Here is a 21101-nt window from a genome sequence, read left to right on the forward strand (position 1 = left end):
AACATTCCAGTCGATGCCTTCGCCCTCGGGTAAATCTTTGGGTAAATTAAACAGATTGGACCGAATCAGGCAGTCTTCAACATGACGGACAATTCTTGAGGCTGTGGGCTCTGAAACCCCGTAACTCGTCGCAACGTGAAATAAGGTTCGGTATTCCCGCCAATAGCTCAGACAGAGCAGAACCTGATCCTCCAGGCTTAACTTGGGCGGTCTGCCTTTGGCAGAGACATGCTTCTGCAATTGCTCAACCATCAAATAGAAAGTTGACCATGAGATGCCTGTGTATCGCTTGAACTGAGGATCAGAAAGCTTGTTTGAATCGATGTATTTCATCCGCAGATTATGCACGAATGCTAAGAAATCCGGAGTGCAAATATTAACCAAAAAGAAGATCGTTTTTTGATTTATGAAAGAGATCTAATATTGGTCTTTTGAATTAATTCTAATTTTTAACAAGATTTTAGATTTTCATTTCAAATTAAATACTAGGAAATAGGGCTCAACCAAAGAAAAAATCCAAGAAGATCTAAAAAAATCCTCAAGTTTTCTGTACAAAAAATAGACTTGTGTTAAGTTGAAAGAAGATCGCCAAATCAAGAATTGGCAGACCGTGATAAAAATAAAATTAACCACACGAGATGATCAATGATTCTTAAATTCCTGATTTTTTCATGTCTAGCCCTGATAATTTATGCGATGTGGTTTATCGGCATGAAAATCTATAAAACCCAACGGTATGTAAAGAGTAAACGTGTCGAAAAAGCGGACCCGATTTCCAGGAATGCTGAAGAGAATCAATCTGAGTCTCAGGAAACATTGCATGTGGTCGATGCCTATGAGCTGGAACTGTTTGATGATGTGGCGCAATTATTTTTCCAACATCAGGTTCAGATTCAGGACCGCAGTGAAGCAGAGCAGTTACAGCAGGAATTGCTCCGTAAGATGCCGATGCATACCGGTACACAAATCCGTCAGATGGATTTAGGCGAATGGTCAATTTTCTGGAATTTTTATGACCAGTCACTGGAATATTATGTCGGCCGTTATGGGGTATTTTATGCCCATGTCGACCGTTTCGGCGAGGAACACCGTCAGGAAATCAGAACCGATATTCAACAGGCACGTTATGCTTAAGCAGCTAAATGCTTAAATGCTCTAGAAACTAAAATCAAGCTGCATATTTGAGTTGATGTAATTCGCTGAACTTGGTGAGCACTTCATCCCAGAGCTGTTCTGCGCCCTGACGGAAATAACCCATATGTCCAATGTGCTTGAGTCCATAATCAGCTGCCTGAATATTGATATAATGCAACGGAGCCTGACGATAATGTTGCATAAAAGCCTGTCTGGATTCAGGTAAGGCCCAGGCATCATCAAGCGCGGCTACGGCATAAATAGGTGTTTTTACCGCGGCATAATGGGTATGCAGGTCTTTCAATTCAGGGTCGGCAAAGAAATAGGTCGGATTTTTACACCATTTTCGCCACTGACGATAAACATCACGTGGCAAGTCAGCGCCCATATTTAAACGGCTCCATGGCAAATAGCCTGTCACTGCCACCATCGGTGGAAAAACAATATTCCAGATTACCTGAACCTTGATTCTTTCAGTTAAAGGCATATAACCATGCCAGCCAGCACCAGTGCCAAAGCAGTACATTGCTTCAATACGATCATGATATTTGCTTAATCCCAAGGCCTGTCCGCCATAGGAGTGGCCAATCATATAAATGTCCATACCGGTTTGGCTCAGATAATCAATCGCAGCGCTAAGATCATATTGTCCCCAGTCCAGATAGGACATTTTGAAATTCTTTAAACGTTTGGGTGCAGAATCAGCCACCCCGCGATAATCAAAAGTCAGTACCTGAAAACCTGCGTGTGCTGCATACTCGGCAAAGCGTCGATAGAAAGCTTGGGGAACACCGGTCGCACAGGCAATGACAATATTGGCTTTGGCATATTCACTGCGGTAAAGCTTGCCCGTTAAGGTATAGCCATCTTCTGCCAGAAACTGCACGGTTTCGACCTGAACTTTTCCTTGTTGCATACTGGATATCCTTATACGTGGATTGAATCAGGGGAGGTGAATCTATATTATTTTTAATCTGATCTAAGTCATGATGTCAAAACTCACAAGTCGAAAATGACATCTATGCTTAATATGGCATGCAATCGCCTCATACAAAAGGAAGGGCTGCCTCATGCTGATTGATTTTCATCAGGCACAATTACAGAAATTTATGGCTCTGGCGACTCAGGTTGAAGCCGAACCGGAACACTATCTACAGTTTGATTCGGTTTCTGATTTTTATAAGGCCAGCTGGTTAAAGAAATTTCCTGCGGGCACGGTCTGGTATGCTTCTGGTCTGGATGATGGGGCAGAAGAATTTCATGCGGTTATTGAGTATCGTGAAGTTCAGCTTTTACTCAGCTGTGGACCCTGTATATCTGCAAAAATTGCCTGGAAACATTGACCTCAATGCCAATTTTTCTCAATAAAAAAATAATGACAGCCGATGTAAAATTGACTTAAATAGCTTATCTTCTCTGTCAGATGATTCATTTGACTTAATTTGAGTCCATAACCCCTAATAAAAATAAGGAAAATAGATATGGCCCACCAGTTTACCGTAAACGCAATTATTCGTGGTGTTTCGATTGATGAGTTTAAACGTCTGGCAAATGACATCAGTTTGCATGAAGCGGTTTGTCATCGGATCCCTGCTCAAAATATGGAAATTCTGGTTTCAGAAAAGCAGGGACATCTGTATACCCTGAAACGTGCCTACAATCTGGATGTCAAAATTCCGGATATTGCAAAAAAACTGCTAAAAGATGCGTTTCGCTTGCAACGTACCGATGTCAGCAACTTGGAAGAAATGACTTCAGTCGTGGAACTAGGTGCCAATCTGCCGATTGAAGCCAAATGTCAGCGTGCCGTTACAGGTGATGAACAGCAGATCCAGTTCCAGTTAAACTGGACGGTGAATGTGAAAGTGCCTTTGGTCGGGGGCATGCTGGAAAAACATGCCGAAGGTGAAATCCGTAAATTCAGTGAGATCGAGATCAGCATTGTGGAAGATGAGCTACGCAAGAATCTGAAAGCTTAAGCTCGTATTTTTACGCTTAAAAAAAGAGCCTGTGAGTCAGGCTCTTTTTTATTTTAGGTTGTTTTTTCAAATTTGCTGCGGTAAAGCAGGGCAGTGAATAAGGTCACTAGACAAACGGTCCAGATATAGTACAAGGCGCCAATATTGCTATACAGGCTTAACCATTGCACCAGTGGCAAGGTAATCCCACCTGCAATCGCATAGGCCAGATTATAGGAAAATGAAATTCCGCTGAAACGGATTTGTGCCGGGAACATTTTCACCATGCTATAAGACACCATGCCCACGGTTCCTGAGCTTAAACCGAGCAACATGTAAAGCATGAACACCGTTGACGCTTCAACATGACCCAGACTGTGATAAAAAATCCCAGCCACTACCGCTACAAATATAGAGCCAAGCAAAATCACTTTACCTGCACCGAAACGGTCAGCCAGTACACCCGCAATAATGCAACCGAGCATTTGCATCAGGATCGCAGCACTTTGCATTTTGAATGCATCAGCACGTTCGAAGCCAAAACTAGCCACCAGCAGATTCGGCATCGCCAGAATCAAGACCACCACACAGCCGGTCAGGAACCAGGTAAATAACATCCCAATGCCTACAGCAGTTTTGTGGCTTAACAGCACTTGCTTGACCGGTAATTCTTTAGAAAGCTCTTTTCGAGCTTGCATGGCTTTAAAAACTGGAGTTTCTTTCAAATAACTGCGCAGGTAAAGGGCAATAAAACCGAAAATCCCACCTAGAATGAATGGAACGCGCCAAGCCCAGTCTTTGATTTCCGCTTCAGTGAACTGAAGTGAAATAAATAGCGACATTAGGGCACCAAGTAGAATCCCGAGCGATAGGCCGGCAGTCAGCAAACCATTGGCAATCCCAATTCGGCGTTCTGGCACATGCTCTGACACAAAGGTCCAGGCAGCCGGAATTTCACCGCCAATCGCAATACCTTGAATAACACGCATCAATAGCAGCAGTAATGGTGCAGCATAACCAATACTTTCAAAGGTTGGCATGATCCCGATCATGAGGGTCGGTAGCGCCATCAGCAAGATGGATAAACTGAATAGTCGTTTACGACCGATCAGATCCCCAAAATGCGCCATCACCACACCGCCGAGTGGACGGAAGAAATAGCCTGCGGCAAAGATGCCATAGGTATTCAGCATGGCCCAAAATGGACTCAGGGTACTTGGGAAGAACAGTTCGGAAATTAATTTGGCATAGAACACATAAATGACGAAATCATAGAATTCCAGTGCGCCACCTAGGGACGATAGTCCGAGGGTGCGTTTATCAGCACGGCTCAGATAGGGTTGTGCATTCATGTAGTCGTTCCATTATTTAATATCCATGACTTGATTGCTGATTTTAAAGAAGGGTTATTTTCTTGAATAATCAATCTTTCTTTGTTTAATCTAAACTAAAAGTTATTAAAATTTAAATGAATAAAATTATTTGGAATGTTTTGATTAATTATTTTCCTTTCAGGTGAAGTCTTTAAGGCAACAATAAGCTGGAGTTCAGAAAATCATTCAAAACAGAGCTTATCTTTTTTAAACATATTTATTCATTTTATCCTGATGTTCATTCTGTAATTTTCCCTCTAAGATAGAATTGGATGAAAAATTGCAGGATAGCGCGATGACAAATACCTTGGCGGTGGCACAGCAAGGTGAGGCCATTTTAACCCTAATTGCCAGTCTGGTCACACAGGCTGAATTTGACAGTGACTGGTTGCGGCAATTTAACAGCGCCTTGATGGAGACCATGCAACAACGTCAGGGCGTGGGCATTGCAGCGCCCCAAGTTTATGTGTCTAAACGCATTATTATTGTCGCATCACGGCCCAATTTACGTTATCCGGATGCGCCGTATATGGAAGCCGTGACCATGATCAATCCGGAGATTATCAGTACTTCAGCTACACAAGTATTGGGTGAGGAAGGCTGTTTAAGTGTGCCCGAGCAAAGAGGGAGGGTAGCTCGAGCAGAAGAGGTTCAGGTGCGTTATTTTACTTTAGAGGGAAGGGAAATAGTTCAGTCGTTCAAAGGCTTTCCGGCACGAATTGTACAGCATGAAATTGATCATCTGAATGGAATTTTATTTGTAGAGAAGCTTTCAGAAGCATAATTACTTGGCTTGAATTGCGGTGCCATAAGCGAAGACTTCAACCATACCACCTTGCATGCCAAGTTCAGTCGTACTGAGGCGGATTCCCATAATCTGGTCAGCACCCATTTTTTCTGCTTCCAGTTTTAACCGTACTATAGCTTCACGTCGTGCCCGTTCAACGACACTCTCATAACTGGTCAAACGACCACCTAACATGTTTTGCACATTAGCAATCGCATATTTAAAGTAATCATGTGAAATCACCACATTGCTGCTGATCATATGGCCGGGGAATGTAGATTCGATGAAACGGCTATTATTGACCTGGATATAAGCCAAACGCTGTTCCTGTTCATCCAGATATTGCAGATGCTTGCGCTCGTTATAGCGACCAAAACCGAAACCCACACTGAACAGAATGGCAAAAATGACAATCTGTATAATCAATCCGTCCATGCATTAGTTCGCCTGTGAAAATGGATCAGGCAGTTTAGGCATGACTGGATCAACGATGACTGCTGTGCCATAAACAAACAGTTCAGAAGCACCTTGGGCAATATTTGAGGTAGAAAAACGAATACCCACAATCGCATTGGCACCCATACTGCGAGCTTTTTCAATCATCCGGTTCATGGCTTCCTGACGGGATTCTTCCAGTAATTCGGTATAAGCGGTCAACTCGCCACCGACAATATTTTTCAGGCCGGCCAATAAATCACGTCCAACATGCTTACTGCGCACAGTACTGCCATAGACCACATCGATTTGCTGGCGAATGGTATGTCCCGGTACAGATTCCAGATTGCTTAGTAACATTCATATCCCTAAATTAGAAAAAATACTTTGATTATTATTACACTTAAAATAGATAATTTAGTCATTATAAATTTCTTCAGATGACTCAGGCAGCTGGGGTAAATACTTTGTTTGGATCACCCCTTGAGCTGACCAATAGGGAAGTTCAAGTTCAGTAATACCTTCTGCATAAGAAGCCAATTCATACAATGGATAGACAAATACAATTCCATTGGCATTGAAATAGAAATTATCACTTACTTCAAATGCATTTTGCTCAATATGATGTTGTTCAAGCCACTCACGATTATGTTCGTAAAGTTCAGTTTTGAGTTTTTCTTTGCTTGCAGGTGCCAAAATATCATTCAGGCTTAAACGCTGCTTGGTATTGAGATCAAAAATAACGTAGTCACTATGATGCATACCATGTGCAGCGCCTGCTGGGTAATATTCGGAAAAGTATGTAAAGTTTGCGATATTGTAATGCTGACCGATATAACGTACAGCAGTGGTACTGTAGTTGGTTGATGGCATTTCAGGATCAAGAGTGACCTCTACAGCAGGTGATTTGTCGAAAGCTTCAGCATGGTCTTTTTGTAAACGCTCCAAAAAATATTGGTTTAACCAATTTACATTCGTTTTCACTGTTTGCAGATGATATTTAGTGCAACTGGCAAACTCATCCTCACTGGCTGGATGGCATACTTCATTTTTACTGAGCTGTACACGTTCAGTTTTAGCCTTAATCAACGGTAAGCTTTCTTTTTCAGCGACGGTTTCCGCTGTTGGTTCAGGTTTTGAATCTACTGTATTTTTTTGTTGGCATGCGGTTAAGAAAATTGAACTTACCAAGGCAGATAACAATATTTTTTTCATCGATTTACATTTTATAAAGTGTTAAGTCTCATCCAATTGAGTATACAGATTTCTTGATTCAATAAAATATATCGGCTATTGGACCAACGTATAAAAAAAGCCCACCGAAGTGAGCTTTTCTGAAAAAGAGATTAAGCTTATTTTGCCTGTTCCGCACGACGCTGTTCGGTCACAGACGGGCGATACGGTACGGTGTCTGAAGTGTTAACTTTCAAACCACCACCAAGACTCTTGTACAGCTCAACCTGGCTGTTCAGATTCGCCTGTTCAAGTAATAACAAACCTTGTTCTGCTGCATATGAAGCACGTTGTGCATCCAGTACAGTCAGATAGCTGTCAATACCGGCACGGAAACGTGCTAGAGACAGACGGTAAGTGGTATTAGTTGCATCGACCAGACGGCGTTGAGCAGCAATACGGTCACCAATATTCTGACGTACCGCTAGGGCATCATTCACTTCACGGAATGCAGTCTGAATTGATTTTTCGTAATCTGACAGCGCAATTTGCTGATCTGTTTCGGAAATACGGATATTCGCCTGACGTGTACCCCAATCGAAGATTGGAATATCCAGACTTGGGCCTACAGACCACGCAAAACTGCCAGATTTGAACAGATCACCCAGATCCGCAGATGCAAAACCTGCAGAACCCGTCAGGCTGATGGTTGGGTACAGACGCGCACGGGCAGCACCAATATTGGCACCTGCAGCAGACAGACGATATTCAGCTGCACGTACATCCGGACGGTTAATCAGCAGATCACTTGGTAAACCTGCACCTAGTGCCGCATTAGAGGTAATGCGGGTAACACGTTGTGCCGGTAACAGGTTGGCCGGTACAGGTTGACCTACAAGTAGATTTAGCAGGTTTTGTGCCTGAGCCACCTGGGTGCGATAGTTGGCAACATCATTACGTGCAGTTTCAACAGAAATCTGTGCCTGACGTACTGGAAGTTCGCTATCGATTCCCACATCAAAACGTTTCTTGTTTAGGTTATAGGATTCAAGCTGGGCTTTCAGTGTTTGCTCAGCCAGTGCCAGATTGGCATTGGCAAATGAGTAACTGAGCCATGCTTGGGCTACCTGACCGATCAGGGAAATCTGAGTCGCATCACGCGCACTTTGAGTCGCCAGATAAGTATCTAAAGCATTGTCACGCAAGCTACGCACACGACCCCAGAAATCTAGCTCAAATGCAGTTACACCCAGACCAACGTTGTAAGTCGTTACAGCGCCACGGCTTTGCGGGTTGTTACTGCCAGTATCCTGACGTAACACGCTGCCGCTCGCACCAATGGTTGGCAGGCGGTCATTTTCAGAAATCTGATAAGCCTGTTGGGCACGTTGAATGTTTAATGCGGCAGTACGCAAATCACGGTTATTGGTCAATGCCAAGTCCAGTACCTGTAACAGGCGCTGGTCAGCAAAGAATTCTTTATAACCCTGTTCTGCTACAGAAGTACCTGAAGCATTGGTATAACTGCTTGGGATATTTGCCTCTGCAAGGGGCTCTGGGCCACGCATGCTTTGACATGCAGTCAAAGCAAGCGCGAGGGCAGATACCGCAATGCTACGACCTGTAATAGACCATATATTTTGCATTACGACTTGTACTCCTGATTTTGTTGTTTTGGTTTGTATTTAAAGATACTTCGAATCCACACGTAGAATACAGGAATAAAGAAGATACCTAAAAGAGTCGAACTGATTACACCACCAAGGACACCATAACCGACAGAGTGCTGGCTACCGGCACCGGCGCCTGAAGCAAGTGCTAGTGGAAGTACACCAAAACCGAAGGCAAGGGTGGTCATGATAATTGGACGTAAACGCATTTTTGCTGCATGCAGGGTCGCATCAAACAACTCTTCGCCTTGTTCCTGCAGCTCTTTGGCGAATTCCACAATCAAGATTGCATTTTTCGCAGAAAGACCAATTACGGCAATAATCGCTACCTGGAAGTAGATGTTATTCGACAGGTTCGGGTCTTTAAACAGAATCATACCGCCAAAGGTCAATAGTAATGCACCCACGATGCCTAATGGTACAACCAGAAGAACCGAGAATGGAATTGACCAGCTTTCATACAATGCAGCCAGACACAGGAACACGATCAACAGTGAAAGCGCGTACAAGAATGGTGCCTGTGTGCCAGACTCACGTTCTTCCAGAGACAGACCCGTCCATTCATAGTCGAAACCTTGCATGCCCATTTCAGGAAGCTTGGCAATGATTTCTTCCATCGCACGCATTGCATCACCTGAGCTCACGCCCGGTGCCGGTGTACCCTGAATGTTCATTGCAGATACGCCGTTATAGCGTTCTAGACGAGGCGAACCATAGGTCCATTCACCGGTTGCGAATGCCGAGAACGGTACCATTTCGCCACGGTTGTTACGAACATACCACTGGTTCAGGTCTTCCGGCATCATACGAGAGCTGGCTTCACCCTGAACGTACACTTTTTTCACACGACCACGGTCAAGGAAGTCGTTGATGTACGAACCACCCCACGCCATGCTCATGGTGCTGTTAATTTCAGAAATGCTGACACCTAAAGCACCGGCTTGTGCATGATCGACAATCACACGGTACTGCGGGTTATCTTCCTGACCATTTGGACGGACACCTGCAAGACGTTTGTCTTGTGCAGCCAGACCCAGAACAGTATTACGCGCTGCTAAAAGTTGCTCATGGCTTTGACCACTTGCTGCTTTTAACTGCATGTTAAAGCCGGCAGATACACCCAGTTCAGGCATCGCTGGCAATTGTAACGGCATGATGTAAGACGCATCTTTCACAATCATGTTCAGTGCCATACCACGCTGGATAATTGCACCGACCTGTGATTCTGGTGTGGTACGTTCAGACCAGTCTTTTAGCTTGATAAATGCCAGACCAGCGTTTTGACCTACACCTGTGAATGAGAAACCAGCCACACTAAAGACAGATTGGACATGATCTTTTTCATTTTCCAGGAAGTAGCCAGTCATGGTGTTGATGACTTTATCGGTACGTTCCAGGGTTGCATTTGGTGGCAACTGTACCAGCGTCATCACGACACCTTGGTCTTCATCAGGTAAGAATGAAGAAGGCAGTTTCTGGAAGATCAGCACAATAATCCCGATCACCACCGCATAGATGATACCGGAGAAAATCTTGTGGTGTGTCATACGATTGACGCCGCCCTGATATTTCACAGAAACACGGTCAAAGCTATGGTTAAACCAGCGGAAGAAACGCGCAGCCGGATTGTTACTTTGCGGCTTGTTCGGATCATGCTGTTTCAGAATGGTCGCACACAGGGCAGGGGTAAAGGTTAAGGCCACCACCAGTGACAGAACCATTGCTGTGACCAGCGTGATTGAGAACTGACGATAGATAACCCCTGTAGAACCACCAAAGAATGCCATTGGTACGAATACTGCAGACAGTACAGAGGTAATACCGATCAGCGCACCAGAGATCTGTTTCATCGACTTTTCAGTCGCGCTCACAGGATCAAGATGCTCTTCAGCCATGACACGTTCAACGTTTTCAACCACAACGATCGCATCATCGACCAGCAGACCAATCGCCAGTACCATCGCAAACATGGTTAAGGTATTGATCGAGAAACCGAAAATATTAATGATTGCAAAAGTACCTAATACAACCACTGGAACGGCCATGGTTGGAATAATCGTTGCGCGCCAGTTCTGCAAGAACAGGAACATAACGATGAAGACCAGAATGACTGCTTCAATGAGAGTGTGAACCACCGATTCAATCGATAACTGAATGAATGGTGTGGTATCAAATGCCAGTGTATCCACCATCCCTTGAGGATAGTTAGGACGTAACTGTTTTAAACGTTCTTCAACTGCTTCAGCGGTATCCAGTGCATTGGCACCAGTTGCAAGTTTAATCGCAACACCGCCAGCCGGTTTACCGTTGAATTTAGAATCAAACTGGTAGTTGTCTGCACCCAGTTCTACACGTGCGACATCGCCCAGACGGACTTGAGCACCTGAAGTGGTATTTTTCAGGAAGATGTTTTCGAACTGTTCAGGTGTTTGCAGCAGACTTTGCGCATTCACCGTCGCATTCAGCACCTGACCTTCAATCTGTGGCGCACCACCTAATTGACCGACAGCCACCTGAGCGTTCTGGGTGCGGATTGCCTGAGCCACATCACTTGGAGTCACTTGCAGACTAGCCATTTTGGCCGGATCCAGCCAGATACGCATTGCATAAGAGCCACCAAAGACCTGAACTTCACCAACCCCGGCCACACGGCTTAAAGGTTCAGAAATATTTGAGTTCACATAGTCTTTAATGTCATCTGCAGTCAGGCTGCCATCAGGAGAATAGAAGGCTAATACCTGAAGGAAGCTGGCACCAGATTTGGTCACACGTACACCTTGACGTTGTACATCATCCGGTAAAAGTGCAGTCGCTGACTGTAACTTGTTTTGTACCTGAACCTGTGCAATATCAGGATCGACACCTTGTTCAAAGTTTAAGGCGATGGATGCCTGACCGTTACCGGCACTGTTCGAGGAAATATAACGCAAGCCATCCAGACCGTTCATCTGCTGCTCGATGATCTGCGTTACTGTATTTTCTACAGTCGCTGCAGATGCACCCGGATAAGTCGCAGAAATGGTCACTGTTGGTGGCGCGATCGTCGGATACTGAGCAATTGGCATTTTGCTGATGGTTAAAATACCCGCCAGCATAATTACCAATGCAATCACCCATGCAAAAATCGGGCGATGGATAAAGAATTGAGCCATGAACCATTACTCCTTATGCATTTGCAGCAGGTTTTTGTTCAGGTTGTTTCTTTGCATCATCTGCCTTTTTTGCATCTGCTGCAGGTTGTTGTGCAGCTGGAGCAGCACCTTGTGGGGCCGCTGCTTGAGGTTGATAAGGTTTAGGCACCACTTGCTGTTCAGGTTTTACCTTGGCAATACCATCAACAATCACTTTATCACCCGGATTCAAACCTTCGGTTACGATCCAGTTACTACCTTGAGTACCGACTGTCGTTACTGGACGTGGAGTTACTTTATTGTCAGCACCCACCAGCATCGCCATGGCCTGACCAGTAGGCGTACGGGTTAACGCCGCTTGTGGAATCAGGAAAGCATTTGGAATTTCGCCTTGTACGATTTGCGCTGTGGCAAACATACCTGGCAGAAGTAAATGGTTTTTGTTCGGGAATACCGCACGTAAAGTCACAGTACCTGTTTCAGGGTTCACGCTGGCATCCGAGAATGCCAGACGGCCTTCAACTGGGTAGATGCTGCCATCTTCAAGCTTTAACTTTACTTTGGTGTTGTTTGAGCTGTTGAGGTTGCCTTTGCTTAGCTGTTGACGCAAGCGCAGCAGTTCAGCACTAGATTGGTTGATATCTACATAGATTGGATCTAGACGCTGGATCGTAACCAGTGGTTCTGTCTGATTTGCAGTCACTAAAGCACCCGCCGTAATCGAAGAACGGTTGGTCTGACCAGAAATCGGTGCACGTACGGTTGAATAGCCCAGGTTGATTTCAGCATTACGTAAAGTTGCACGGTTGGCATTCAAATCAGCTTCAGCCAGTTTGACCTGTGCTGCGATGTCATCGTATTCCTGTTTAGAAATGGCATTGGTACCGACCAGTTGACGGTAACGGCCTTCTTTAACACGCAATACACCTAAATTCGCTTCAGCACGGGCAATCGCAGCACGAGCATTATCGACAGTAGTACGGTTAGTGCTTGAATCGATTTCATACAGCGCCTGACCTTCACGGACATAGCTACCTTCAGTGAATAAGCGTTTAAGCACCACACCACTAGCCTGTGGACGTACTTCAGAAATCTCAAATGCTGTTGTACGACCTGAGAGCTCTACAGACTGCTCGACACTTTGTGGCTGTGCAACAAGAATACCGACTTCAGTCGGTGGCATTTGCTGCTGAGCACCAGCTTGCTGGCCCTCTTTAGGATCTTTGCTACAACCAACAAGTGCAAGACTTGTTGCTAATGCGCAAGCAGTCAGGGCGGGTGCCCAAAGCTTTGCAGACATCATTGTTCCACCTCAATTGGATTCTTATCTAAATTTTTTTATTTGTGAACCGTGCAATATCTGATCCAGACCATATACCACAACGAAATCCAAATAAAACTTATACTCCAGCCGGATATGACATCTGAAGGAAAATGTACACCTAGATAAACTCTTGAAATACCCATAATCAGCATCCATGCACCTGCACCCATCCAGATGATGGTATGTCGGGGATGTTGCCGATATATGAATATTGCCAGACAGCCGAGACAGGCTGCATAGACGCTATGGGCACTCGGGAAGGAGCTTCCATAGCTTTCAACCAGATGAAAAGACTCTGCTGGTCGAGATCGGGCAATACTGAATTTTAAAAGCCAGCCTAGGAGAATTCCTCCGATAATTCCGATACATATAAAAATTACGCTTGCATGCTTTTTATACCACAGTAGAAAAATACACCATAGTGTGGATAAAAATAATACAAATGGCATGCCACCTATCACTGATAAGGACTGATTAATTTGATTTAAAAATTCTGTGCGATAGCCGCTAATCCATTCTATTGCAAGCACATCTAACTGGCTTAAAGTTGCAATATCAAGAAATAACACACTGAAAATTAAAAATAAAATTCCGACAATAAGTAACAAGTAATGCATGCCAAAAATCCTTGTCCTTTTAACCGTTATTCAACCGGTTAACTGTCTGCGCTAAAGTGTACTTGCCAGTACACTTTTTTTCAAGAGTGCGTATTTTATGCAAATTCCATTTTTTATTTATGGGATTTTGTACTAAATGCCCAAATATTCTCGCAATTTTACAGTTTTGTGGATGTATGATTTTCGTCAATTTCAATGGTTTGCTTCGGCGGCCAGAAAAACTCACTTGGGCGAGTCAGGAAATGGGTCATGACCAGTTTGGCGAGCGGTTTCCACTGTTCGAAACGCACCCGTCGTGCGCGTAATGCCACAATAATGGTCAGGCTGAAACTTACAAAAAGGTTAGTCAGACCAATCAGCAGAACACCCAGGAAAGAGATGATAATGAGTCCAATATCTGGACCATTAATATTGATCAGTCCTTGGATAAAGTTGGCAGAGGCAAAGGCAATATGACGAATATCTAAAGGCAAGCCAAGAATGAAACCGATGGTACCCATACTGCCCAGCATAACCCCAAAAATAAAATTACCCGCCAGTGCCCCTAAATTACGCTCAATATAATCGGCAAATCGATGCAAACGTTCTTGTCCCATGAGTTGCGACAGGCGAACATGAGCTCTCAGACGAGGACCGACCTTGCGATACACTGCCATATTGTCAAAATAACCCGCCAGCAAACCTGACAGGAATAGACAGACCCCAGCAATGGCCGCATGTGGAATAGCCAGAGAGGTAAAGGGATTCAGGTCATGCAGGGTTTTGGCTGCTTTGGCATGATTCATCAACGGTTCATGCAATGCGGCATCCCAGAAAAAAGCAATCAAGGCCGCGACCGGAATGGCAATCGAAATATTTCCAAGAATTGCCACAAACTGGGTCCGGATAATATTCACAATCAGGGCAGCCAGTTCAGCAATCTGGGCAGTTTTCGAACCCTTACGCTGCTGTACGGTAGAAGCCAGTGCAGCTGCGGTCATTGCCGGTTGTTTGGTCGCAACGGTAAAGTGCAGTACATGAATTAGCATAAAACCGAGCGAATAGTTCATGCTATAGCTAAAGGCTTGCATTAAAGGTGCCATAGTGACACGCGTCATTAAGACTTTCAGCGAAGCCATAAAGGCAATGATGACACCGGCACCGGCTGCCGATTTGTACATAGCCAGAAAGCCTTTCTTGTCGGTACTTACATAATGTTCACCGGTCTTGCTGGCATTTTCAGTCACCTGTAAAGCCAAGAGTTCACTATTGGTGGTCAGTAAAGCACGCACACTGCGTTCACTATAAATCGCTTCAGTAATATCTGCGATAAACAGGCCTATAGATTGATAACGTAAATCATCGTCATCCAGCACCATATTCAGCAGAATTTCAATCCGTTCCAGACATTGTTCCAGTAAAGCCAACATGTAAGTCAGGCTAACACTGACCCCAATCCGTTTGGTAGAGCGGCGAATTTTGGCGACAACATCATGACACTGCTCTAGCATGACCAGAGCTTGGGAAGCATCTGGCGGTGTAATCGCATCCACCAGTTCTACGGTGTTATAGCGTTTTTTATATTCCTGGATAAACTCAATGATCTCACGGTTTTGCACCAGAAAAGGTGATTCATATTCCATGAGCTCAGGCTGGGCATTAATAAATTCAGGATGCAGACCGATCCCACTCACCCGGTAGGACAGAATGGTTAGTGCTTTAATGATCTGATCTTTGATTCGGGTTTTTTCTACCTGATTAGAATGACCCTGATTTACAACAGCAAAAAGTCGCTGCCAGTCTGCTTCATCAAAATAATCCAGCCAGTATTTATCGGTACGCAAATAGAAAATCTTGCGGAACAATTCCTGAAGCTGCAGATGATCTGGAATCACCGGCAGGATATGCGCCCCGATCCGCTGATTCAGCTGGTTCCAGAAACCATCTAGAGAAAGAATCCCAGTATCGGAAAACAGGCTGGCTTGTTTATAGCGGTTGATAATTCTTAAAGTGAAACTTTGTAAAGTTAAGACTGCATTGGGAGTAAGCAATAAAGCCCGGATAAATGCATTAAATTTTGTTTCGATTTCTTCTGTATTTCTGCTGTCTTCTGGGCGTATACGTTCTACAAGTTGGATGAGCAGATTCTCATCCAGCACCGCTTGGGGTTGTTCAAGCTGGTGCTGCATGCTTTGAAAAATATCAAGAAAATTAATATGCATAGGTGAGGTAAGCGGCTATTGAATCCGGTGAAGAGCCAGTTTGGCCAGATTAACGAGGGCCTGACGATACTCTGAATCGGGTAGTGCATTCAAGGCTTGAATTGCAATTTCTGTTTCTTCGGTTGCACGCTGGCGGCAATAATCCAAGGCACCAGAATCATTTACAATCTTGATGACTTCTGCCAAATGATCTGTTCCGCCCGTTGCAATACTGCGACGAATAATTTCATGTGATTCACCGGTGGTATTCTTCATGGCAGCAATCAATGGCAGGGTCGGTTTACCTTCCATCAGGTCATCACCGATGTTTTTACCTAGGGTTTCAGCATCGGACGTGTAATCCAGAATGTCATCAATAATCTGGAAAGCATTACCGAAGTGACCGGCGAATTTACGTAACGGTTCACGGAACTCAGTCTTGTCGGAAAGAATAGCGGCACCTTCGGTCGCCAGTTCAAACAGGCGAGAAGTCTTGCCATGAATAATGCTCAAATAGGTTTCTTCTGAGGTTTCTGGCTGATGTTGCGATTGCAGTTGCAGAACTTCGCCTTCGGCAATTTCGCAGGTACCCGTAGAGAAGTCTTTGAGCAGGGTCATATTGTTAAGGTCGACCAACAAATCAAAGGCACGCGAAATCAGGAAGTCTCCCACTAGCACAGCTGTCTGATTGTTCCAGGTGGCATTAGCGGTTGGACGGCCACGGCGTAAGCCTGATTCATCGACCACATCATCATGAACTAGAGTTGCCGTATGCAACATTTCGATAATGGCGGCCAGTTTGCGATGCTGTTCCAATTCTACGGCACCACAGGCTTTCGCTGCCAACAGGCACATGATGGGGCGCATACGTTTGCCGCCAGCTTCAACGACATGCTTGCTGACCGCCATCACCAGCGCCACTTTTGAGGTAATTCCTTCGTTAATGAATGTGTCCATCGCAGCAAAGTCGTTAGCAACAGGAGCGAGAATATCTTGCTTAAAGTCGATGGCCATGTGAAAGAAAACCTCTAGTTTGGTAAATCGCAGCGGGTAGTTTAACAATTTATAACATGAGTGAAAGCTAAGAAAAGCACAAACTCCACTAAAAATCAGCTTTTTATAGCACTTATTCGAGTTTAGCCTAAATTTTGACATTTAAAAAATGAACAATATCTTTCCGCTAAAGTTTTTTTCTAAACATTCTCAGGCAGCCGGAAAACTCGGAATTGAGCAGCGTTTCTTGGTCAGTATATCCGGTATTAATCTTTGATTTTGAATGAATAATTTAATGATTTATAGGCTTTGTAATGGAGTTCATGATTATTTCCTTAAAATGGCTTGTTGTTTCTTATAATATCCCTTAAAATCTTTGCCCTTGTATAACCCCCAGTGGCGCGCGTTTTAAGATCGATATATTCCTTTATCGGCACGTCGACACGGGCATGTTTGGAGTACATTATGTACGCAGTAATCCAAAGCGGTGGTAAACAGCACCGTGTAGTTGAGGGCGAAACCCTTAAAGTTGAATTATTGAAAGCTGAAACTGGTTCAACAATTACGTTTGATGACGTACTTATGCTTGTAAACGGTGATAGCATTCAAATCGGTGCTCCAGTTGTAGCTGGCGCTAAAGTAACTGCAGAAGTAGTTAGCCATGGTCGTCACGACAAAATCCGCATCATCAAAATGCGTCGTCGTAAGCACTACCGTAAACAACAAGGTCACCGTCAATGGTTCACTGAGTTGAAAATTACTGGTATCTCAGGCTAATTACTAGGAGTAAATAGACATGGCAACTAAAAAAGCCGGTGGTTCGACTAAGAACGGTCGTGATTCGAATCCTAAGATGTTAGGTGTTAAAGTTTACGGTGGCCAAACTGTAACTGCAGGTAACATCATCGTTCGTCAACGTGGCACTGAATTCCACGCTGGTCAAAACGTAGGTATGGGCCGTGACCATACATTATTTGCTACTGCTGATGGCGTAGTAAAATTCGAAGTGAAAGGTCAATTTGGCCGTCGCTACGTATCTGTTGAAGCATAATTTGCTGAAATAGAAAAAAGACCCACAGTTTCTGTGGGTTTTTTTATGCATGAAGATTTATCGGCTTATAAAGCTGTGACAGCGAATGTAAATATCACTATTGAATCTTCATCATGATGAATAAAAACAGGAATTCTGCATTAATAACAATACAAAACTTCTTATTTTCTATCATCTTAGTTCGAGAAATTGGTTTAATATGAGCCATTAGATAAATAGCAATATGCAAATACAAAAAGGTGAGATTATGAGTATGCTTCGTAAAACTGTATGTGCCATAACAATCGGTACGGCGACACTGGCACCTGTCATGAGCACGACTGTATTTGCCGCAACTGCAGCGACGGAGCAGCAAGCTACTGCGAATCTGGTGAAACAGCTCAGCAATATCCGTAGCTTAACTGCAAATTTTGAACAAACGACTAAAGTCACGAATCCGAAAGCGACCCAGAAAAAAGGCTTAACCGCCCAGCACATGAACCAGACCTTTAAAGGTGTGATGAAGGTGGCGCGTCCAGGTAAATTCTACTGGGAAACTTCTAGTCCATCTAAACAGACCATTGCCACTACAGGTAAAACCGTATGGATCTATGATCCAGACTTGCAGCAAGCAGTGCGTCAGAGTCTAGACGATCAAGTGGCAAATACACCGGCATTATTATTGTCCGGCAATACCAGCCAGATTATGCAATCTTATCGCGTAACTCAGCCGAATAAAGCTAAAACCTATTACACGCTTTATCCGAAAAATACCGATGGGGTGTTTGAAAGCCTGACTATTAGTTTTGGTGCCAACAAAGCGCCTAGCTTGATGATTTTGCAAGATTCCTTAGGTCAGACTACGAATATTAAATTTAGTAATGTAAAACTGAATACCACGATTCCGGCATCTACGTTTAACTTTACTCCGCCAAAGGGCACAGACATTATTGATCAGTAAGCATCAATACACCCTAAATAAAAAAGCAACCTCCGGGTTGCTTTTTTTGTTCCTGATCGGGATGGATTTGGAGTCATTACAAGGTTGGCGTATATCTAGAAGTTCGGGTGTTTTAGAATAAACAAAAGTTGAGTCAATGAAATTGCAAAATTTTAGGAGCTCAGGATGAAAATCACTTTATATAAAATAGGCTGGATCGGTTTTATCTTATGTTTGAATCTGGGGTTATTTGCCTGTCAGCCTCAAACCTCTTCAGTCACTACATCCGCGCAATCAGAAGACACGGGGCAAATTCAGTCCAAAACAATTCCGGTTAAAGATGCTAATCAGGTCGTGTGTGAAATCGAAGGTTGTGTGCGTTTTGATTTGCAGACTGTAGATACCAATATAAGCTGGATTGATCAGTATTTTATGGAGCGGATCCAGCGTACTGAGCCGGTCGCTTTTAGCAAAGTGACCAGTAATAAAATTAAAGCAAAGGATGAGCCGAAATTTATTGATCAGCGTTCCATTCAGGTGAGTTACCTGAATCAGCATGCTCATCTAGCTACTTTTATCTTCAAAACTACTCATCAGCCTGAACGTGCCCAGTCACAATCTCATAGTGAATATGTCAATCTAGATATAAAACAGAAGAAACGTCTAGCTCTTCATCAGGTTGTGCGCGGTAATACAGATGAAAAACTGAAACAGGCTCTATATCAAGCAAATAAAGACTGGCTAGATCGCTATCAAATCACCCAGCAGAAATTAGCATTGAGCGACAATTATTATTTTGACGGTCAGGGCTTGGTACTGGTTTATCCGGCAGGTGAGTTGAGTAAGCCAATCAGTGACATGGCAGAATTAAAAGTACCTTATACAGCATTAAGCGAAATCATCCGGCCTGAATATTTATCGCTTCTGCCTCAAACAAGCCTTTAAATATTGTGCTAATAAACTCCAGCCGGTAGGTCAGTCACTGTATTTTTTGACGTTAAGAGCTTACACTATAGCCAGTTTTTTTCTTATCCAAAGATTGACTATGATCGACCCGAAATTACTTAGAAATAATATTGAGGCTGTAAATTTAGCCTTGGCAAAACGTGGTGTTCAACTGAATGTTGAGGAGTGGGCATCATTGGAAGCTCGACGTAAAGAGATTCAATCCAAAACTGAATCCTTGCAAGCTGAGCGTAATGCCGGTGCCAAGCAAGTGGGTCAGATCAAAAAAGCAGGTGGCGATGCCTCTGAAATTATGGCACGCATGTCTGCGATTGGTGATGAAATTAAGGCTGCTGAAGCTGCTCTGGCTGAACTGCAAGCTGAACTAGAAGAAAAATCACTGTCTATTCCAAACCTTCCAGATGAATCTGTACCTGAAGGTAAAGATGAAAATGACAATGTGGAAGTCCTGAAATGGGGTACACCACGCGAATTTGATTTTGAAATCAAAGACCATACTGACCTGGGCGAAATGATGGGCGGTCTGGAATTTGAAACTGCGACCAAACTGACCGGTTCACGTTTCAGCGTTCTGAAAGGTCCTTTAGCGCGTCTGCAACGTGCCATCACTCAGTTCATGCTGGATACGCATACCACTAAAAATGGCTATACCGAAGCCTATGTTCCTTATTTGGTGAATGCAGACTCTCTACGCGGTACTGGCCAGTTACCGAAATTTGAAGAAGACCTGTTCAAGCTGCAAGGCGAGAAAGAATTCTACCTGATCCCTACGGCTGAAGTGCCTGTAACCAACTTCGTACGTGATGAAATTATCGATGCCGACCGTCTACCACTGAAATATGCAGCGCATACCCCATGTTTCCGTAGTGAAGCTGGCTCTTATGGCCGTGATACCCGTGGTTTGATCCGTCAGCACCAGTTTGACAAAGTTGAGATGGTGCAGATTGTAAAACCTGAAGACTCTATGCAGGCACTGGAAGAGCTAACTGGTCATGCAGAAGGTATTTTGCAGGCATTAGGTCTGCCATACCGTAAAATCATTCTGTGTGGTGGTGATATGGGCTTTGGTGCATGCAAAACTTATGACCTTGAAGTCTGGGTGCCAAGTCAAAATACGTATCGTGAGATTTCATCTTGCTCAAATATGTGGGATTTCCAGGCACGCCGTATGAAAGCGCGTTACCGTGCTGACCAGAAAAAAACTGAATTCGTACATACGCTGAATGGTTCAGGTCTGGCTGTAGGTCGTACTTTACTGGCAGTGATGGAAAACTATCAACGTGCTGATGGTTCAATTGAGATCCCTGAAGTACTGCGTCCGTATATGGGTGGCGCAACTTACATCGACTAAATATCGGTGTATGCACCAAAATGTGCATGAAAATTGCTT

Annotated in this window: 21 protein-coding genes; 9 read left to right on the top strand and 12 right to left on the bottom strand. The window is 44.1% G+C overall.

What is annotated here, in order from left to right:
* Positions 1 to 333 (bottom strand): transposase family protein (locus FTV31_RS01105; RefSeq protein ID WP_180012712.1); only part of this gene is annotated, 333 nt, incomplete at its 3' end.
* A gap of 315 nt (positions 334 to 648) precedes the next feature.
* On the opposite strand from FTV31_RS01105, the gene FTV31_RS01110 reads away from it, so the two are divergent.
* Positions 649 to 1134 (top strand): hypothetical protein, encoded by a 486-nt coding sequence (locus tag FTV31_RS01110; protein WP_180012805.1) that lies wholly within the window; start codon positions 649 to 651, stop codon positions 1132 to 1134.
* Positions 1135 to 1168: 34 nt separating this feature from the next.
* Here FTV31_RS01110 and FTV31_RS01115 read toward each other — a convergent pair whose 3' ends face one another.
* Entirely contained in the window at positions 1169 to 2050 is an 882-nt protein-coding gene (locus FTV31_RS01115) for an alpha/beta fold hydrolase (protein ID WP_180012713.1), read from the bottom strand.
* 154 nt (positions 2051 to 2204) lie between these two features.
* On the opposite strand from FTV31_RS01115, the gene FTV31_RS01120 reads away from it, so the two are divergent.
* Together FTV31_RS01120 and FTV31_RS01125 are read left to right on the top strand one after the other, a co-directional pair.
* Positions 2205 to 2477 (top strand): hypothetical protein, encoded by a 273-nt coding sequence (locus FTV31_RS01120; protein ID WP_004784921.1) that lies wholly within the window; start codon positions 2205 to 2207, stop codon positions 2475 to 2477.
* Positions 2478 to 2615: 138 nt separating this feature from the next.
* Positions 2616 to 3113, top strand: a complete 498-nt coding sequence (locus FTV31_RS01125; RefSeq protein WP_005236909.1) for a DUF2505 family protein — start codon at positions 2616 to 2618, stop codon at positions 3111 to 3113.
* A gap of 53 nt (positions 3114 to 3166) precedes the next feature.
* Here FTV31_RS01125 and FTV31_RS01130 read toward each other — a convergent pair whose 3' ends face one another.
* Positions 3167 to 4444: an MFS transporter gene (locus FTV31_RS01130; RefSeq protein WP_180012714.1), complete on the bottom strand. Its 1278-nt coding sequence runs from the start codon at positions 4442 to 4444 to the stop codon at positions 3167 to 3169.
* A gap of 316 nt (positions 4445 to 4760) precedes the next feature.
* Between FTV31_RS01130 and def the strand changes: the two genes are divergently transcribed.
* Positions 4761 to 5249 carry a peptide deformylase gene (def, locus tag FTV31_RS01135; RefSeq protein WP_180012715.1) on the top strand — a complete coding sequence of 163 codons (489 nt, stop codon included), beginning with the start codon at positions 4761 to 4763 and terminating at the stop codon, positions 5247 to 5249.
* Here def and FTV31_RS01140 read toward each other — a convergent pair whose 3' ends face one another.
* From FTV31_RS01140 to sdsA, 9 genes are all read right to left on the bottom strand, one after another.
* On the bottom strand, positions 5250 to 5687 hold the full coding sequence (locus FTV31_RS01140) for a YbjQ family protein (protein WP_180012716.1): 438 nt from the start codon (positions 5685 to 5687) through the stop codon (positions 5250 to 5252).
* Positions 5688 to 5690: 3 nt separating this feature from the next.
* Positions 5691 to 6047, bottom strand: a complete 357-nt coding sequence (locus tag FTV31_RS01145) for a YbjQ family protein (RefSeq protein WP_180012717.1) — start codon at positions 6045 to 6047, stop codon at positions 5691 to 5693.
* A 57-nt stretch (positions 6048 to 6104) separates the two neighbouring features.
* Entirely contained in the window at positions 6105 to 6902 is a 798-nt protein-coding gene (locus tag FTV31_RS01150; RefSeq protein WP_159123400.1) for an RsiV family protein, read from the bottom strand.
* Between the two features lie 137 nt (positions 6903 to 7039).
* On the bottom strand, positions 7040 to 8506 hold the full coding sequence (gene adeK / locus FTV31_RS01155; protein WP_180012718.1) for a multidrug efflux RND transporter AdeIJK outer membrane channel subunit AdeK: 1467 nt from the start codon (positions 8504 to 8506) through the stop codon (positions 7040 to 7042).
* On the bottom strand, positions 8506 to 11682 hold the full coding sequence (locus FTV31_RS01160) for an efflux RND transporter permease subunit (RefSeq protein WP_180012719.1): 3177 nt from the start codon (positions 11680 to 11682) through the stop codon (positions 8506 to 8508). Before FTV31_RS01160 ends, adeK begins: the two co-directional genes overlap by 1 nt.
* Before the next feature lie 13 nt (positions 11683 to 11695).
* Positions 11696 to 12964 (bottom strand): efflux RND transporter periplasmic adaptor subunit, encoded by a 1269-nt coding sequence (locus tag FTV31_RS01165; protein ID WP_034170140.1) that lies wholly within the window; start codon positions 12962 to 12964, stop codon positions 11696 to 11698.
* Positions 12965 to 12999: 35 nt separating this feature from the next.
* The gene (locus FTV31_RS01170) at positions 13000 to 13602 is read right to left on the bottom strand and encodes a phosphatase PAP2 family protein (protein ID WP_180012720.1); all 603 of its coding nucleotides are present in this window, start codon (positions 13600 to 13602) and stop codon (positions 13000 to 13002) included.
* 158 nt (positions 13603 to 13760) lie between these two features.
* Complete coding sequence (locus FTV31_RS01175) at positions 13761 to 15803, bottom strand: site-specific recombinase (RefSeq protein WP_180012721.1); 2043 nt, start codon at positions 15801 to 15803, stop codon at positions 13761 to 13763.
* 15 nt (positions 15804 to 15818) lie between these two features.
* Positions 15819 to 16796, bottom strand: coding sequence for an All-trans-nonaprenyl-diphosphate synthase (gene sdsA / locus FTV31_RS01180; RefSeq protein ID WP_004784900.1), 978 nt, complete (start codon positions 16794 to 16796; stop codon positions 15819 to 15821).
* 444 nt (positions 16797 to 17240) lie between these two features.
* Here sdsA and rplU point away from each other — a divergent pair, with 444 nt between their 5' ends.
* From rplU to serS, 5 genes are all read left to right on the top strand, one after another.
* Positions 17241 to 17552, top strand: coding sequence for a 50S ribosomal protein L21 (rplU, locus tag FTV31_RS01185; protein ID WP_004784898.1), 312 nt, complete (start codon positions 17241 to 17243; stop codon positions 17550 to 17552).
* Positions 17553 to 17571: 19 nt separating this feature from the next.
* Positions 17572 to 17826, top strand: a complete 255-nt coding sequence (rpmA, locus tag FTV31_RS01190) for a 50S ribosomal protein L27 (RefSeq protein WP_004784896.1) — start codon at positions 17572 to 17574, stop codon at positions 17824 to 17826.
* A gap of 247 nt (positions 17827 to 18073) precedes the next feature.
* Positions 18074 to 18766 carry an outer membrane lipoprotein chaperone LolA gene (gene lolA / locus FTV31_RS01195; protein WP_004784895.1) on the top strand — a complete coding sequence of 231 codons (693 nt, stop codon included), beginning with the start codon at positions 18074 to 18076 and terminating at the stop codon, positions 18764 to 18766.
* 165 nt (positions 18767 to 18931) lie between these two features.
* Entirely contained in the window at positions 18932 to 19690 is a 759-nt protein-coding gene (locus FTV31_RS01200; protein WP_180012722.1) for a DUF3298 domain-containing protein, read from the top strand.
* A 100-nt stretch (positions 19691 to 19790) separates the two neighbouring features.
* Positions 19791 to 21062, top strand: a complete 1272-nt coding sequence (gene serS / locus FTV31_RS01205) for a serine--tRNA ligase (RefSeq protein ID WP_005236894.1) — start codon at positions 19791 to 19793, stop codon at positions 21060 to 21062.
* Positions 21063 to 21101 lie beyond the last annotated feature (39 nt).

The organism is Acinetobacter sp. YH16031 (assembly GCF_013417335.1).
Taxonomy (GTDB): Bacteria; Pseudomonadota; Gammaproteobacteria; order Pseudomonadales; family Moraxellaceae; genus Acinetobacter.

Excerpts from the sequence above, each read along its gene's own strand:
- rpmA (WP_004784896.1), top strand. The coding sequence starts at position 17,572 with ATGGCAACTAAAAAAGCCGGTGGTTCGACTAAGAACGGTCGTGATTCG.
- FTV31_RS01200 (WP_180012722.1), top strand. The coding sequence starts at position 18,932 with ATGAAAATCACTTTATATAAAATAGGCTGGATCGGTTTTATCTTATGT.
- adeK (WP_180012718.1), bottom strand. The coding sequence starts at position 8,506 with ATGCAAAATATATGGTCTATTACAGGTCGTAGCATTGCGGTATCTGCC.
- FTV31_RS01145 (WP_180012717.1), bottom strand. The coding sequence starts at position 6,047 with ATGTTACTAAGCAATCTGGAATCTGTACCGGGACATACCATTCGCCAG.
- FTV31_RS01115 (WP_180012713.1), bottom strand. The coding sequence starts at position 2,050 with ATGCAACAAGGAAAAGTTCAGGTCGAAACCGTGCAGTTTCTGGCAGAA.
- FTV31_RS01125 (WP_005236909.1), top strand. The coding sequence starts at position 2,616 with ATGGCCCACCAGTTTACCGTAAACGCAATTATTCGTGGTGTTTCGATT.
- rplU (WP_004784898.1), top strand. The coding sequence starts at position 17,241 with ATGTACGCAGTAATCCAAAGCGGTGGTAAACAGCACCGTGTAGTTGAG.
- FTV31_RS01140 (WP_180012716.1), bottom strand. The coding sequence starts at position 5,687 with ATGGACGGATTGATTATACAGATTGTCATTTTTGCCATTCTGTTCAGT.
- FTV31_RS01170 (WP_180012720.1), bottom strand. The coding sequence starts at position 13,602 with ATGCATTACTTGTTACTTATTGTCGGAATTTTATTTTTAATTTTCAGT.
- FTV31_RS01160 (WP_180012719.1), bottom strand. The coding sequence starts at position 11,682 with ATGGCTCAATTCTTTATCCATCGCCCGATTTTTGCATGGGTGATTGCA.
- FTV31_RS01130 (WP_180012714.1), bottom strand. The coding sequence starts at position 4,444 with ATGAATGCACAACCCTATCTGAGCCGTGCTGATAAACGCACCCTCGGA.
- def (WP_180012715.1), top strand. The coding sequence starts at position 4,761 with ATGACAAATACCTTGGCGGTGGCACAGCAAGGTGAGGCCATTTTAACC.
- serS (WP_005236894.1), top strand. The coding sequence starts at position 19,791 with ATGATCGACCCGAAATTACTTAGAAATAATATTGAGGCTGTAAATTTA.
- FTV31_RS01120 (WP_004784921.1), top strand. The coding sequence starts at position 2,205 with ATGCTGATTGATTTTCATCAGGCACAATTACAGAAATTTATGGCTCTG.
- FTV31_RS01150 (WP_159123400.1), bottom strand. The coding sequence starts at position 6,902 with ATGAAAAAAATATTGTTATCTGCCTTGGTAAGTTCAATTTTCTTAACC.
- sdsA (WP_004784900.1), bottom strand. The coding sequence starts at position 16,796 with ATGGCCATCGACTTTAAGCAAGATATTCTCGCTCCTGTTGCTAACGAC.
- FTV31_RS01165 (WP_034170140.1), bottom strand. The coding sequence starts at position 12,964 with ATGATGTCTGCAAAGCTTTGGGCACCCGCCCTGACTGCTTGCGCATTA.
- FTV31_RS01175 (WP_180012721.1), bottom strand. The coding sequence starts at position 15,803 with ATGCATATTAATTTTCTTGATATTTTTCAAAGCATGCAGCACCAGCTT.
- lolA (WP_004784895.1), top strand. The coding sequence starts at position 18,074 with ATGAGTATGCTTCGTAAAACTGTATGTGCCATAACAATCGGTACGGCG.